14 protein-coding genes are annotated in these 13,971 nt (G+C 65.9%); 11 read left to right on the top strand and 3 right to left on the bottom strand.

Annotated elements, in window-relative coordinates; translation table 11 throughout:
• Positions 1–285: 285 nt before the first annotated feature.
• The 4 genes from C7411_RS36535 (at position 286) to C7411_RS36520 (ending at position 3,473) form a co-directional block, all read left to right on the top strand.
• Complete coding sequence (locus C7411_RS36535; protein WP_207786589.1) at positions 286–1,266, top strand: ABC transporter substrate-binding protein; 981 nt, start codon at positions 286–288, stop codon at positions 1,264–1,266.
• Positions 1,267–1,285: 19 nt separating this feature from the next.
• Positions 1,286–2,260 (top strand): ABC transporter permease subunit, encoded by a 975-nt coding sequence (locus C7411_RS36530; protein ID WP_110388999.1) that lies wholly within the window; start codon positions 1,286–1,288, stop codon positions 2,258–2,260.
• Positions 2,257–3,033, top strand: a complete 777-nt coding sequence (locus C7411_RS36525; RefSeq protein ID WP_110388998.1) for an ATP-binding cassette domain-containing protein — start codon at positions 2,257–2,259, stop codon at positions 3,031–3,033. The genes C7411_RS36530 and C7411_RS36525 overlap by 4 nt, the downstream gene beginning before the upstream one ends.
• 86 nt (positions 3,034–3,119) lie before the next feature.
• A complete protein-coding gene (locus tag C7411_RS36520) occupies positions 3,120–3,473 on the top strand; it encodes a DOPA 4,5-dioxygenase family protein (RefSeq protein ID WP_110389003.1) in 354 nt (117 codons plus the stop codon).
• A gap of 66 nt (positions 3,474–3,539) precedes the next feature.
• Here C7411_RS36520 and C7411_RS36515 read toward each other — a convergent pair whose 3' ends face one another.
• Positions 3,540–4,898 carry an MFS transporter gene (locus C7411_RS36515; RefSeq protein WP_110388997.1) on the bottom strand — a complete coding sequence of 453 codons (1,359 nt, stop codon included), beginning with the start codon at positions 4,896–4,898 and terminating at the stop codon, positions 3,540–3,542.
• A 217-nt stretch (positions 4,899–5,115) separates the two neighbouring features.
• On the opposite strand from C7411_RS36515, the gene C7411_RS36510 reads away from it, so the two are divergent.
• The gene (locus C7411_RS36510) at positions 5,116–5,439 is read left to right on the top strand and encodes a hypothetical protein (protein WP_373682783.1); all 324 of its coding nucleotides are present in this window, start codon (positions 5,116–5,118) and stop codon (positions 5,437–5,439) included.
• A 12-nt stretch (positions 5,440–5,451) separates the two neighbouring features.
• Here C7411_RS36510 and C7411_RS36505 read toward each other — a convergent pair whose 3' ends face one another.
• The gene (locus C7411_RS36505) at positions 5,452–6,483 is read right to left on the bottom strand and encodes an aldose 1-epimerase (RefSeq protein WP_221207321.1); all 1,032 of its coding nucleotides are present in this window, start codon (positions 6,481–6,483) and stop codon (positions 5,452–5,454) included.
• 199 nt (positions 6,484–6,682) lie between these two features.
• Between C7411_RS36505 and C7411_RS36500 the strand changes: the two genes are divergently transcribed.
• The 5 genes from C7411_RS36500 to C7411_RS36480 all read left to right on the top strand — a co-directional run bounded on the left by C7411_RS36500 (position 6,683) and on the right by C7411_RS36480 (position 12,737).
• A complete protein-coding gene (locus C7411_RS36500) occupies positions 6,683–7,771 on the top strand; it encodes a LacI family DNA-binding transcriptional regulator (RefSeq protein WP_110388996.1) in 1,089 nt (362 codons plus the stop codon).
• Between the two features lie 191 nt (positions 7,772–7,962).
• Positions 7,963–8,997 (top strand): ABC transporter substrate-binding protein, encoded by a 1,035-nt coding sequence (locus C7411_RS36495; RefSeq protein ID WP_110388995.1) that lies wholly within the window; start codon positions 7,963–7,965, stop codon positions 8,995–8,997.
• A gap of 14 nt (positions 8,998–9,011) precedes the next feature.
• Positions 9,012–10,613, top strand: a complete 1,602-nt coding sequence (locus C7411_RS36490) for a sugar ABC transporter ATP-binding protein (protein WP_110388994.1) — start codon at positions 9,012–9,014, stop codon at positions 10,611–10,613.
• A gap of 77 nt (positions 10,614–10,690) precedes the next feature.
• A complete protein-coding gene (locus C7411_RS36485) occupies positions 10,691–11,686 on the top strand; it encodes an ABC transporter permease (RefSeq protein WP_243413478.1) in 996 nt (331 codons plus the stop codon).
• A 4-nt stretch (positions 11,687–11,690) separates the two neighbouring features.
• Positions 11,691–12,737, top strand: a complete 1,047-nt coding sequence (locus tag C7411_RS36480; RefSeq protein ID WP_110388992.1) for an ABC transporter permease — start codon at positions 11,691–11,693, stop codon at positions 12,735–12,737.
• A 93-nt stretch (positions 12,738–12,830) separates the two neighbouring features.
• Here the strand turns inward: C7411_RS36480 and C7411_RS36475 are convergent, their stop codons facing one another.
• Entirely contained in the window at positions 12,831–13,268 is a 438-nt protein-coding gene (locus C7411_RS36475) for a hypothetical protein (RefSeq protein WP_110388991.1), read from the bottom strand.
• Between the two features lie 120 nt (positions 13,269–13,388).
• On the opposite strand from C7411_RS36475, the gene C7411_RS36470 reads away from it, so the two are divergent.
• Entirely contained in the window at positions 13,389–13,637 is a 249-nt protein-coding gene (locus C7411_RS36470; protein WP_373682782.1) for a hypothetical protein, read from the top strand.
• The last annotated feature ends 334 nt before the right edge of the window (positions 13,638–13,971 follow it).

The following is a 13,971-nucleotide window of genomic DNA, read 5'->3' as shown; positions in this document are numbered from 1 at the left end:
CCCGCGGCCGAAGACGCCGAGTTCCGCCGCTTCCTCGCCTCGCTCGGCTATCCGCACTGGGAAGAGACGAGCAATCCGGCGTACCGGTTGTTCCTGCAATGAAAATAGTCAGTCGTCCCACCAATCGGGAAACCTGCATCTGAAGCGCATAAAGAGCGAAGCGAGTGCAGGAAAACACCAGGCCCGGCAGCAGTGCGCGTCAGTATACTGAGCCACTGCTGCCGGGCCTGGTCGCCTCGGGAAGATTGGGCGCCGTGCGTCGGACTCACCTGGAGGAAGACAAACATGTTGCGCATCGCTCTTGGCTGTCTGATGGCTCTTTCCACAATGGTCGCCGGCGCGCTGCCCGGCGTGGCGCACGCGGATGCGGCGCATCCCGTCGTCGCGCTGCTGCCCGGCGTCACCGATCCCTTCTACTTCACGATGCATCGCGGCGCAGAGCGCGCGGCGAAGGAAGACAACATCCAGTTGCTGTTCCAGGTGCCGAAAGCCTGGAACACCACGGAGCAGGTGCCGATCCTCAAGGCCTTCATCGCGAAGCGTCCCGACGTGCTGCTCGTCTCGCCCGTCGACAAGCAGCAGCTCATCGGTCCGCTCAAGGAAGCCGCCGACGCCGGCATCAAGGTCATCACCGTCGATACCTATATCGGCGATGGCCGCTATCAAACCGGCAAGGGCGACGCCGACTTCCCGCTTTCCTATATCGCTTCGGACAACCTGGAAGGCGGCCGAGTGGCGGCGCGGGCACTCGCCAAGGCGATCGGCGACAAGGGCACCGTCTATTGCGAGAACAACAAACCGGGCATCTCCAGCACCGACGCGCGCGCGCAAGGTTTCATGGAAGAGATGAAGAAGCACCCCAACATCAAGGTGCTCGAGACGCAGTACAACGAGGACGATGCCAATCGCGCCGCCTCGCACGTGGCAGCGGTGCTCGCGCGCAATCCCGACCTCGCGGGCGTATTCGGCGCCAACACGTTTTCGGGCGCAGGCGCGGCGCAAGGCGTGAAGAACGCGGGCAAGCAGGGCGTGGTGAAGGTCGTCGTGTTCGACGCCGTGCCGGGCATCGACGAGCAGATCAGAAGCGGCCTCGTCGATATCGCCATTGCGCAGCTTCCCGACGAAATGGGCTATGACGCAGTGAAGTTCGCCGCGGACGCCATCCACGGCAAGAAGATTCCCACCTACAAGGGCACGGGCTTCGTGGTGCTTGACAAGTCGAACATCGACAAGCCGGAGACGAAGCAGTATATCTATTCGAACTAAGCCACGCGAACAGGGCCACATGAACGACAAACGACTCGACAGGCTCGCGCTCGTCAGCAAGGTCTGGCCGTGGCTCTTTCTCGGCACGCTGCTCGTCTTTTTCGAGGCGTGGGCGCGCATCTCGGCGCATCGGTCGTTCGTGTTCAACGCTTACAACCTGCAGTCGATCGGGCTTGCCGCGAGCGCACCGCTGTTGCTGGCCATCGGTCAGACCTTCGTGATCATCACCGCCGGCATCGACCTTTCGGTGGGCTTCGTGATGGGGCTCGCGGCGGTGTGCGTCGCACAGTTCACGATTCCCGGCGGCGAATCGCCGTGGATCCTGCTGATGTCGATTCCTCTCACGGTTCTCGTGTGCCTGATTCCAGGCTTCGTGAACGGCGTATTGATTGCGCGCCTGGGGGTGCCCGCTTTCATCGGCACACTCGGCATGTATGGGGTCGCCCGCGGCGTGGGCTTTCTCGCCGCGGGCAGCGGCATGACCGTCTCCGTCAACAATCCCGGGCTCGCGTGGCTCGGCGGCGGCTGGACGCCCGTGATTCTCACGGCCGTGCTGCTCGTCATCATGCACTTCGTGCTCTCGCAAACGCGCTTCGGTCAGTACACCTATGCGATAGGCGGCAATCCGCAGTCGGCGGTGCGCGCAGGCATCAACGTGCGCCGTCATCTGTTCGCGATCTATCTGATCGCGGCGGCTTTCGCGGCGGTGGGCGGCATCGTCTACACGGCGCGCTTTGCCGCGGGCGCGGCCAATGCGGGCGAGCCCATGCTGCTCGATTCGATCGCGGCGGTCGTGATCGGCGGCGCGAGTCTCTTTGGCGGCACCGGCAACGTCGTCGGCACGCTGATCGGCGCGCTCATCATCGCCGTGATCGAATTCGGGCTCGTGTTCATCGACGTCAACGCGTTCTGGCAATTCATCGTGGTCGGCATTGTCATCATTCTTTCGGTGCTGATCGACCAGTACAAGGATCGGCTCGGAGGCGCGCAATGAGCGGCGCGAGCGACACGCCGATTCTGGAGGCGCGTGACGTCTCGATCCGGTTTGGCGGCGTGGAGGCGCTCAAGGGCGTGTCGTTGCGGCTGATGCCGGGCGAAGTGCTCGCGCTCGCGGGCGACAACGGTGCGGGCAAGTCCACGCTCATCAAGATCCTCTCGGGCGTTTATCGCGCCGATGCGGGCGATCTGCATTTCGATGGGCGTCCGCTTCAGCTGCGCGATCCGCAGGATGCGCGCTCGCAGGGCATCGAAACCATCTATCAGGATCTCGCGCTCGCCGACAATCTCGACGTGGGCAGCAACATCTTCCTCGGCCGCGAGCCCGTGCGACGGCTATTCGGCCTCCAGGTGATCGACCGGCCGCATATGGCGCGGGTGGCGCGCGAAGTGCTCGAGCGGCTCGATATCGTGATTCCGCCGCGCAAGCTCACGGGCCCCGTGAAAATGCTCTCGGGCGGCCAGCGCCAGGCCATTGCCATCGGCCGCGCGATTTACTGGAACGCGCGCGTGCTCATCATGGACGAGCCCACCGCGGCGCTCGGCGTGCCCGAGCAACGCAAGGTGATGGAGCTGATCCGCGGGCTCAAGGCGCAGGGCGTGGCCGTGATTCTCATCTCGCACAACCTGCACGATATCTTCTCCGTGGCCGAGCGCATCGTCGTGCTGCGGCGCGGCGAAGTAGCGGGCGAGCGGCGCGTGGCCGAAACCGACGGCGACGAGATCGTGCGGCTGATGGTAGGCGACACGTATTCAAACGGCGCGCACTGAAACCCGACGTGATGGGTTCGCCTGCGCGGCGCGGGCATTCGATGGACAATGTCGGCTCGAACCCTTACCGCATTCCTGCTTCCGCCATGAACGACCTCGATCCCGCCGATATCACGAGCTGGCACGCCCACGTCTATTTCGACGCGGCGACGCGCGACGCCGCATGGACCTTGCGCGAGGCGATCGAAGCCCGCTTTGGCGAGATCGTGCAGATCGGGCGCTTTCACGAGCGCCCGGTTGGGCCGCATCCGATGTGGTCGTATCAGCTCGTCATTGCGCGAGAGCATTTCACGACGGTCGTCGAATGGCTCACGCTCAATCACGGCGCGCTCGACGTATTCGTGCATCCGAACACCAGCAATGCCCTGCGCGATCATCGCGACGCTGCCGTGTGGATCGGCCATTCGCACAGGCTCGATCTCGGCGCGCTCGGCGGCTGACCGCATTGCCGATTGCGCCGCCCTGTCGCCTGCGGCGCGGCGCAATCCCCGACACTCCGGCGGACCTCAGTGCCCGAACGACTCGGTCCTGGCCGCCGGCGATCCGCTCGCCTGCGGCCGCGCGGCCTGCTTGATGAGCAGCGCCGCGCCGGCAATGAGACCGGCGACGGCAACTGTCGCGAAGATGCCTGCAAACGTGAAGTGCCGGCGCGCGAGTTCGGCCACGAGGAACGAGCCCGCAATGCCGCCGAAGCGCCCGATGCCGAGCATCCAGGCCACGCCGGTGCCGCGTCCCTGGGTGGGGTAGAACGCGGCGGCGAGCGCGGGCATCGACGATTGCGCCGTGTTCATCAGCACGCCGGCCACGAACACCACGAGCACGAGCAGGGCCACGTTGCCGGCCGCCTGGCCGATGAGCCACACCGAAAGCGCGGTGAGTACGTAGCACGCGGCGATGATGCGGTTCGCGTTGAAGCGGTCCATCAGCATGCCGCTCAGCACCGCGCCCACACCGCCGAGCGGGAAGAGCGCCGAAATCAGCGTGGCGCTCGACGCTGTGAGGCCGGAGTCCTTGAGCAGGAGGGGCATCCAGTTGATCGACGCGTAGAAGATCACGAGCCCCATGAAATACGCGACCCACAGCATCACGGAGCCGACGAGGTACATCGGCGAGAGCACGACGCCGAGCCCCTTGCTCCGCGTCTGCGGGGCGTGCTCCGTCATCGTGAACACCTGCGCGTTGGCGGCGTCGGGCGAGATGCGCGCGAGCGCGGCGCGAATACGCTCGACGCTCAGTTGATTCGCCACCATGTAGCGCACCGATTCCGGCATGCGCAGGAACAGCGGCACGGCAAGCACGAGCGGCGTCACGCCGCCGAGCACGAGCACGCTGCGCCAGCCGAAGTGCGGAATCATCCACGCCGCGAGAAAGCCGCCGCAGGCCGCGCCGAGCGGAAAGCCGCAGAACATCAGATTGATCACGGTGGCGCGGTTCCGGTCGGGGCAGAATTCGCCCATCATCGTGACCGCATTCGGCATGGCGGCGCCGAGGCCGACACCCGTGATGAAGCGCAGCCACGTGAGCTCGCCGATGCTGGTGGAGAACGCCGAACCGAGGCAGGCCACGCCGAACAGCAGCACCGCGCCGACCAGCATGGCGCGTCGCCCGAGGCGGTCGGAGAGCGGTCCGGACGCGAGTGCGCCGCAAGCGAGGCCGAAGAGCGCCGCACTCAGCACGGGCGCGAGCGCGGGCTTGGGGATGCCCCATTCGCCGAGCAGCGAAGGCGCGATGAAGCCGATCGCGGCGGTATCGAAACCGTCGAGCAGGACGATGACGAAGCACGTCGCGAAAATGAACCACTGGAACGGCGAAAACGGATGCTCGTTGATGAAGGTCTGGACGTCGACGGCACGCGGCTGGCCCATGGTTTTGTCTCCTGTCGACTGAGGGTGTCGTTGTATCGGCTCGCCGTGGCGAGCCGCTTTTTTCTGGTTTGCCTTACAACCTGGAATAGTAACCGCAGCGCGGTGTTTGCTGGAGATCATCATCGGGTGCGACGGGCGGCTGTCTGCCGGCCTGAGAGCAGCACGGCGAGCACGCGCGTGCTGCAAGCGTGTCGCGTTGCGCGACAAGGAGTTCCAGATGAAGCCTTTCTTCGCCCACGCGGCCGTGCCGTGCCTCATGGCAGGCGCGATGCTGGCAGGTGCGCCCGGCCAGGTTTTTGCCCAACTCGCGCCGAATGACGATCTGCGCGCGCCGCAAAATAGCCTCGCGCTCATGCCGGGCGCCCAGCCCGGCAGCGAATACCCGACCCACGGCAATCGCCAGGCCGGCGAGATGCCGGTCGGCCCCACCGATCCGCGCGGCCAGCTCGCGAACGGCCACCCGAACAACGCCGAGGCGGGCGGCTACGGCGCGCCGTTGGCGGGCGTGCGCACGGGTGGGCCAGGCGGCGCGGGCATGTAGCGACTGGCGGCTTCAGGTCCGCTCGGGCTGCCAGGCAAGCTGGGCTTCGAGCGTTTCGCCGGGAGCGAGGACGGTGCCGCCCACGTCGATGCGCTGCACGGTTCCTTCGTGACACAGATTGAGCCAGTCCGTCGTGTTGCTGACGGGCTCCGCGCAGAAGTACGGCAGGCCTGGCGGACAGAAGATCACGAAGAAGTCGAGCGGGGTGCTCGCTCGCAGCGCGAGACGACGGCCTTCGTGCGGCCACTCGATGACCGCCTCGTGGCGCCAGCCGGAGAAGTTGTTGTCGAGATCGAAGTCGTCGACGATCAGGCCGGCCTGCAGTGCGTCGACGGCAGGGTGGGCGCTGAGCGAGACCGGCAGCACTTCCGTGTCGATTTCCCACATGGCGCGCACGCGCGCGGCGATACGCGTGCCGGGCGGACGCGGATAGTACGGGTGATGGCCGAGACCAAACGGCATGGGCCGCGCGGCCAGGTTGCGGGCCCACAGGCGCACGGTGAGGCCGCTCTCGTCGAGCGCGAGGTACTGGCGCGCTTCATAGCGAAACGGCCAGCCTGTGCCGACGTGTGCATCGGCCTTGCGTGATGCGTGGATTTCGTGCGCTTCATGTGGCGCGTTCGGCTCATGCAGGAAGTGCAGCGTGAGCGTGTCGGCCGTTTGCGCCTCCACCGTCCAGGGCCGCCGCCATGCGTGACCGTGCAGCGCGTGGCGCAGCGCGCCGGTGCCGCTTGGCAAGTCGATCATCTCGCCTTCGAAGCGGAATCGCCCGTCGCGGATGCGGTTGCAGTACGGCATCAGCGGAAAGCTCGCCATGCCGAGCGGATCGCGCGCCTCGATGGCGGCGCGCGTGGCGGGACGCAGCCAGTGTGACGCCGGGGTCTTGCCGGCAACGTCGTAGAACGCGGCGATCGAGCCGCCGACGGTCGGCGCGACGAGCACGCGCGCATCGCCGTGGGCGAGCGTGACGAGCTGGCCGTCATCGAGCGCGGCGGCGTCGAAGGCGATTTCCGGGGGCGACGAGGATGTCGGTCGGGCAGTCAAATGAGCGTTCTCCGGTGTCTTGCTTTATTACTAATAAAAAATAATATAGCCGCTGAAATCGCTGATGATGAAACAAAAAAATGGTGACATACGCCAATTGATGGCCCAAATTATTAGTGTTACGCTTCGGGCCAACAGCACGGCTCCGAGCGCGCGCCGCCGCGCCGCGCAGCCCTCCCGCAGTCCCCCCTCAGATCCGATGAAAAAATCGACGCAACGCCGCCCGACCATGACCGACATCGCGAAGGCCGCAGGCGTGTCGCAATCGACGGTTTCCCTCGTGCTCAACGGCGCGGTCGGCGCCAAGCTTTCTGAAGCGACGCGCCTGAAGGTGCACGAAGTCGCGCAGTCGCTTGGCTACCAGTTGCCGATCCGTGCGGTGCAGACGCCCGCTCCGGCAGGCGAGCGCAATCTCATCGTCTATCTCGCCGACGAAGTCTCGACGAGTCCGCATCCGGTCGTGAGCATCGACGGCGCGCGCGACGCCGCCTGGAACAACGGCTGTCTGCTCGCGGTGTTCTCGACGCATGGCAACGCCCAGATGGAGCAGCAGGTACTGCAGACACTCGCCATGCCGAACGTGCTCGGCGCGATCTACGCGACCGTATACACACGTAAGGTCACGGTGCCGCCCGCGCTGCTGAAGGTGCCGGCCGTGCTGCTCAACTGTTACGCCTCCGATCACGCGCTCTCTTCGGTCGTGCCGGCCGAAGTGGCGGGCGGTCATACGGCAACCGAATATCTGATCGAAGCGGGGCACCGGCGCATCGGGTTCATCAACGGCGAAACCTGGCAGGACGCCGCGAAAGACCGTCTCAAGGGCTATCGCCAGGCGCTTGCGACCGCGGACCTGCTGTTCGACGAGCGCCTCGTGCGCGATGGCGACTGGAGTTCGGGCAAGGGTTTCGAGCTCACGCTCTCGCTGATGCGCGAACCGAATCCGCCCACGGCGATCTTCTGCGCCAACGACCTGACGGCGATCGGCGCGATCGAAGCGCTCAAGCAACTCGGGCTGCGCGTGCCTGAAGACGTTTCGGTGATGGGCTACGACGACCAGGAAATCGCGCGCCACACCCACCCGCCGCTCACCACTGTCGTGCTGCCCAACTACGAGCTCGGGCGCTGGGCCGTCGAGACGCTGCTGCAGGAAGAACAGAACCGCAGCGCCGGCGCGCCGGTGCGCCACCGCACCGTCAAGCTCGACGGGCCGCTCATCGAACGGACCTCGGTGTGCGCGCCAGACCCCGCTTCCCCCGTGAATACCCTCATTAATATCTCCGAAAATTGACTGGTAATATTAGTAGAAGAGGTGGCCGTAATTATTCTGTGCGGCGCGTCGCGCGCCGTGCTGGATGAATCAGGAAAGACAACAAGAACCGCGGTGGGGCCGACGGCCCGCGCCGCCGATGTCATTCATCGCTTTGCGTGGGACCAGCGTCCGTGCCGCGGCATGCGCTCTGGCCGACAAAGGAGACAGCCATGCGTCATCAACGAATCCAGTCCGCCCTCATCGCCGCCGGTTTTTGCTTCGCGAGCGCGTTCGCCGCGAGCGCTTACGCGCAGTCCAATGCCGGCGCGCAGAAAGTCCAGTCGAATTCCAGCGAGAGCTGCACGAATCCCAAGCCCGGCGGCAAGAAGCTGAGCGACATGGTGGTGGGGTTCTCGCAATCGGAGAATGAACAGAACCCGTTCCGGGCGACTGAAACCGCCTCGGTTCGCGCTGCGGCGAAGGAAGCGGGCGTGAAGCGCCTGCTCTATACGAACGCGAACGCCAACCAGGCCAAGCAGGTTGCCGACATCGAAAGCATGATCAACCAGGGCGCCGAGGCGCTCATCATTGCGCCCAACGATTCCACGGGCCTGCAGCCCGCGCTCGCCCAGGCGCGTGCGAAGGGCATTCCCGTCGTGACGATCGACCGGCAGACGGCGGGCACGGTGTGCGACGACTTCATCACGTTCCTCGGCTCCGACTTCTACAAGCAGGGCGAGCGCGCGGCGAAGGCGCTGGCCGACGCCACGGGCGGCAACGCGATCATCGCGGAGATCCAGGGCGGCTACGGCAACACGGTGGAAAGCCAGCGCACGGACGGCTTCGCGAACGGCCTCAAGCCCTATCCCGGCATGAAGATCATCGCTGCGCAAACCGCGAACTGGTCGACGACCGAAGCGCAGAAAGTGATGGAGCAGATCCTGCTCGCGCATCCGGACGTCAACGCCGTCTACACCCACGCCGACACGATGACGGTCGGCGCGATCAAGGCGTTGCGCCAGGCCGGCAAGCTCAACGGCGTAAAGATCGTTTCGATCGACGGCACGAAGGAGATCGTCTCGGATATCTCGAACGGCATCGTTGCCGCCGACGTCGAAACGAACCCGCGCTTCGGTCCGCTCGCCTTCAAGTCGCTGGAAGACTATCTCGCGGGCAAGCCGGTGCCGCAAAAGCAGATCATGGACGACGCGCTCTTCGACCGGAACAACGCGCAGCCCTCGCTCGCGCAGGGCAAGGTCTACTGAGCCGCGCGCGCACGATGACGACGAGCGACCCTGCCAATCGCAGTGACCGCGCCGGTTCCGCCGTGACCACCGCACGCGCCGTGCTCGAAACGCACGGCGTTTCGAAGACCTTCGGCGTGGTGCGCGCGCTGCGCGACGTCTCGCTCACGCTGCGCGCGGGCGAGGTGCACGGCCTCGTGGGCGAGAACGGCGCGGGCAAGTCCACGCTGATCAAGGTCCTCACGGGCTTTCATTCGCCCGATTCGGGCGCGCTCACACTCGACGGCGCGGACGTCGCGTTCGACAGTCCGCGCGCCGCGCAGGGTGCGGGCGTGTGCGCCGTGTATCAGGAAATCAACCTGATACCGGAGCGCAGCGTGGCCGATAACATCTTTCTGTGCCACGAACCAAAACGATTCGGGATCCTGATCGACAGAAAGCGCATGCTCGAGCGCGCCGCCGGGATCGTGCAGCGCTACCGGCTCGCGGTCGACCCGGCCGCGCGTCTCGGTTCGCTCGGGCTCGGCGCGCAACAGATGGTGGCGATCGCGCGCGGCGTTTCGCTGGGCGCGCGCGTGCTGATTCTCGACGAGCCGACTTCGGCCCTGAGCGGAGCGGAAGTGGACGTGCTGTTCGACGTCGTCGATCGCCTGCGCGCCGAGGGCATTGCGCTGCTGTTCGTGAGTCATCGGCTGTCCGAATGCTACCGGCTGTGCGATCGCTTCACGGTGATGCGTGACGGCGCGGTCGTGCGCACGGGTACGCCTGAAGAACTGCCGCGCGCGGCGTTGATTGCAGCCATGCTGGGCCGCGAAAGCGTGGGCGAGCATGCGTGGGCCGGACGCTCGGGCAGCGCCGATGCCGATGCCAACGCGACACCCGCGCTGGCCGTCGATCATTTGCAGTGGGGCAACCGCGTGCGCGACGTGTCGCTGCGCGCGGCCCGCGGGGAGATCGTCGGCCTGGCCGGCCTGCTCGGTTCGGGCCGCACGGAAACATTCAAGACGATCTTCGGCGCGCAGAAGGCCGATGGCGGCGAGGTCGACATCGCCGGCCGCGCGCTCACACACGCAAATCCGGCGCGCTCGATCGCGCGCGGGCTCGCCTTCCTTTCCGAAGACCGCCGCGCGGAAGGCATCTTTGCGCGTCTCACGGTGCGCGAGAACATCGTCGCGAGCCTGTTGCCGCGCATTTCGCGCTTCGGCTTCATCTCGCGTGCGAAGGAAGCGCAAGTGGTGCGGGAGTCGATCGAGCGGCTCGGCATCAAGACAGCCGGTCCCGGCGCGCTCGTCACGACGCTCTCGGGCGGCAACCAGCAAAAGGTGCTGATCGCGCGCTGTCTGTCGACCCGTCCAACGGTGCTGCTGCTCGACGATCCCACGCGCGGCATCGACGTCGGCGCGAAGGAGGAGGTGCATCGCGTCGTGCAGGAGCTTGCGCAGGAGGGGCTCGCGGTGGTGGTCACGTCGTCGGAGATGGAGGAACTGCTTGCGCTGACCGACCGCCTCGTCGTACTCAATGAAGGCGCGACCAAGGGCGGCATGCCGACCGTCGGCGCGCACCCTGACGACGTGCTCGCCGTGCTGGCCGGCGCCGTACCCGGCGATAGCGACGGCCACCTTGGCGGCACCGCGTGAGCGAGCCCGCGCCAAACCCGCCACAATCCACGACAACCGCTCCGATGGCGACCAACCTTGAATCGAACGAGGCAAGCTTGAGCCCCTCGAATCCTTCGAACTCCTCGAGCCGTTCTGTCTCGCCTGCCTCCGGCGCCGCAGCGCGCGCGCAAACCTGGCGCACCGTGCTGCGCGAGCAAAGCGTGTACTTCGCGCTTGCCGCGCTCGTCGCGTTCAACCTCGCCGTGACGCCCGGCTTCTCGAATCCCTTCGCGGCGCGCAGCCTGCTGTTCGAAGCGGCGCCGATCGTGCTGATTGCGCTGGGCCAGAATCTCGCGATTGCGACGCGCGGCATCGATCTCTCCGTCGGATCGGTGATGGCGCTCGCCAGCGCGTCGATTGCCGTGTTCCTGCCGTATGGCGTGGGCGCGGCGCTCGTGGGCGCGGTCGCAGTGGGCGCCGTAGCCGGCTTGTGCAACGGGTTCCTCGTGGGGCTGCTCGCCATCGATCCGCTGATCTCGAGCCTCGCCTTGCTGGTCGCCGCGCGCGGGCTCGCGCAGGCACTGCTCGGCGGCTCGCGCGTGAATCTGCCCGACACGCCCGCGTTCGATTTGCTCGGCGCTGGCGCGCTCGGCCCGCTGCCCGTCGTCATGCTGATCGCGCTTGGGCTCGCGGTCGTGGTGGCGTTCGTGGTGCGGCGCACGACCTTCGGGCGCTATGCGATTCTCGTGGGTGCGAGCCGCGGCGCCGCTTTTCTCGCGGGCATTCCCGTGCGGCGCACGCTCTTTCTCGTCTACGCAGTGAGCGGCACGCTCGCCGGACTCGCCGGCGTGTTCGCGTCGTCGCGACTTGGCGCGGCGGATCCCAACTATGTGGGTGTGAACTTCGAGCTCGATGCGATTGCTGCCTCGGTCATCGGAGGCACGCCGCTTTCGGGCGGACGCATCTCGATTGTCGGCGCGGTGTTCGGCGTGCTGCTGCTCCAGGTGCTCGACGCGAGTTTCATCATGAACAACATCAGCTTCACCTACGCGCAGATCCTCAAGGCGGTGTTCATCGTCGTCGCGCTGTATCTGCAACGCTCGGGAGGCTGACGCGATGCAAACGGATAAACCAGCGGACGCTCAAACTGCCGCTGCGCCGGGTGCCGGTCGGCGCGCGCAAGTGATCGCGCTCGTGCAGTCGCGCGGGGCGATCGCGATGCTCGTGGTCGTCGCGCTCGTAGCCGGCATGGTGTTTCCCGACTTCCTGCGCCCCGCGAACCTCGCGGACATCGCCTCGAACGGCGCATTTCTCGGGCTCGTCGCGGTGGGGCAGAGCATTGTCATCATCCTCGGCGGCTTCGATCTTTCGGTCGGGTCGATGGTCGGACTCGGCACGGTACTGGCCGCCTATGCCGCGCCCTATGGCTGGGGCGCCGCGATGCTCGCGCCCGTGGCTGCGGGTTTCGTCGTCGGTCTGGTGAACGGCGTGCTGATCGCCCGCGCGCGCATGGCGCCGTTCATCGTCACGCTTGCGGCGCTGCTTGGGCTCAAGGGGCTCGCGCTTGTGCTCGCGAGCCAGGATCTGCTGATTGCCAATCCGGGTTTCTTCGCGCGCATCGCCAATGGTTCGGTGTTTGGTGTCAACAATCTCATTTGGGTGCTGGTGGCCGTCTATGCGCTCGGTGGCGTGCTGCTCAATCACACGCGCTTTGGCGCAGCGATCTTCGCGATCGGCGGCAACGAAGAGGCAGCGCGCATGCTGGGCGTGCGCGTGGAGCGCGTGAAGATGCTCGCCTATGGACTATCCGGCGCACTCGCCGGTCTCTCGGGGGCGCTGCTGGCGTCGCACCTGGACTCGGGCTTGTCGGGGGCAGGGACCGGCTACGAACTACAGTCGATCGCCGCGGCCGTGATCGGCGGCGTGTTGCTCACGGGCGGCGTGGGGACGATGGCCGGACCGCTGGCCGGCGTGCTCCTTCTCGGTGTCATCGACAATGTGATCAATCAGGTCGGCACGCTGAGCCCTTACTATCAGAACCTTGCGAGCGGTGCATTCCTGCTCGCTGCAGTGATCGTGCAGACTGTGCTCACCGGCCGCCGCCATGGCGCCGCGCGGGCTGCGAGCGCGACGCGGCGGCGTGCGGCCGCGGGCTCTTCTTAGCGCAGTAACCGCGGCCGCGGTGGGCGCCCCGAAGAAACTAGTGGGTGATGTCTCGAGCTGCCGGTTTCCGGGCGCGTTTGGCCGATGGCATGCCTATTGATGCGAAACGCTCAGCTTCACGCGCGCCGAGCCATCAGTCTGCGCGGTGATCTCGGTCCGGCTGCCGCGCTGCCCCAGATAGAAATGTTGGCGGCCAGGCGAGTTCACGTCATGCGTTGCGTCGGGCAGGCACGAGGCAATGTCGGCGCCTACTCCTTCGAGTGCGTTCGTCCCCGATCCTGCGTCGCGCGCGCTCCAGACGCATTGAAAACTCCCGCCGCTCGTTACGCACTGCGCGTCGTCGCCATAGGGTTGCGCGACGGCGCGCCCGTCGTCAGGACTGAGTGACGCGAAATGCTGCGGTGCTGCCGCGACGATGCGCTTGAGCGCCGCGCAGGGGCTTGCGCTATCGTCCGCGTGAGCGGCCAGGGGGATGCCTGGTATGACAATCGGCGCGCAAAGCGCGAGGATCCGGATGATCGGTGGGTTCATGGCGTTCCGCTGCGCAAGAGCAGCGCCTCATCATGGCAGGTGAGGGAAGCGCTGCAAGCGGCGTGCCGGGAATAGCCTTTGCAGGGGTCGCGTCGGACCACGCTTCACGAGGAGAACGCCATGAGGAAACCGTTCGATCGCATGATGAAAGCGGGAGCGTTACTGGTCGGCCTGACTTTCGCGATTGCGAGCAGTGGCGAATCGCGCGAAGAGCAGGAACACGCCTGCCGTGGAGATGCGTTCCGCTTCTGCGCAAGAGCGATTCCGAGCAAGGAGAAGATCGAGGCGTGCTTGAAGCAGCACTACGATGAACTCTCGCCGCCGTGCAAGGCGATGTTCGACCCGCCGTCGGTTGATCCGAAGTCGTGAGCGCGAATGCTGTTCAGTGAAAAGAGGTGCAGTGCGCCTCTTTCAGTTGAGTCGATGGAAAAGGGCTTGCGGACTCGCGATCGAGGCGCTAAGATTCGCCCCCTTCGCCGTTCGATGTCCCTGACGTCCGGGCAGCGAAGGCCGCCGCGGGAACCGGCGGTTTGCGAAGTCAGCAGCCTTTTTAAGCGGTGAGCGAAAAAAAGGGGTTGACGAAGCGATAAAGAGTCTTCATAATCTCCTTTCTCTGCTGCTGACGCAGCAACGTAGAAAGCGCCGGGTGGTGGTAACGCAGTTCTCCGGCGGGTTTCGCGAATGCTCTTTAAAAATTTACAGC

This window comes from Paraburkholderia silvatlantica (assembly GCF_003096715.1).
GTDB classification, from domain to species: domain Bacteria; phylum Pseudomonadota; class Gammaproteobacteria; order Burkholderiales; family Burkholderiaceae; genus Paraburkholderia; species Paraburkholderia silvatlantica.
Note: the sequence above shows the minus strand (reverse complement) of the source record. Positions and strands in the feature narration are given on the sequence as shown.

What these genes read in the sequence shown, in the direction of transcription:
- C7411_RS36490 (WP_110388994.1), top strand. Translation starts at nt 9,012, where the DNA reads ATGACGACGAGCGACCCTGCCAATCGCAGTGACCGCGCCGGTTCCGCC.
- C7411_RS36510 (WP_373682783.1), top strand. Translation starts at nt 5,116, where the DNA reads ATGAAGCCTTTCTTCGCCCACGCGGCCGTGCCGTGCCTCATGGCAGGC.
- C7411_RS36520 (WP_110389003.1), top strand. Translation starts at nt 3,120, where the DNA reads ATGAACGACCTCGATCCCGCCGATATCACGAGCTGGCACGCCCACGTC.
- C7411_RS36495 (WP_110388995.1), top strand. Translation starts at nt 7,963, where the DNA reads ATGCGTCATCAACGAATCCAGTCCGCCCTCATCGCCGCCGGTTTTTGC.
- C7411_RS36470 (WP_373682782.1), top strand. Translation starts at nt 13,389, where the DNA reads ATGAGGAAACCGTTCGATCGCATGATGAAAGCGGGAGCGTTACTGGTC.
- C7411_RS36475 (WP_110388991.1), bottom strand. Translation starts at nt 13,268, where the DNA reads ATGAACCCACCGATCATCCGGATCCTCGCGCTTTGCGCGCCGATTGTC.
- C7411_RS36535 (WP_207786589.1), top strand. Translation starts at nt 286, where the DNA reads ATGTTGCGCATCGCTCTTGGCTGTCTGATGGCTCTTTCCACAATGGTC.
- C7411_RS36480 (WP_110388992.1), top strand. Translation starts at nt 11,691, where the DNA reads ATGCAAACGGATAAACCAGCGGACGCTCAAACTGCCGCTGCGCCGGGT.
- C7411_RS36525 (WP_110388998.1), top strand. Translation starts at nt 2,257, where the DNA reads ATGAGCGGCGCGAGCGACACGCCGATTCTGGAGGCGCGTGACGTCTCG.
- C7411_RS36530 (WP_110388999.1), top strand. Translation starts at nt 1,286, where the DNA reads ATGAACGACAAACGACTCGACAGGCTCGCGCTCGTCAGCAAGGTCTGG.
- C7411_RS36500 (WP_110388996.1), top strand. Translation starts at nt 6,683, where the DNA reads ATGAAAAAATCGACGCAACGCCGCCCGACCATGACCGACATCGCGAAG.
- C7411_RS36515 (WP_110388997.1), bottom strand. Translation starts at nt 4,898, where the DNA reads ATGGGCCAGCCGCGTGCCGTCGACGTCCAGACCTTCATCAACGAGCAT.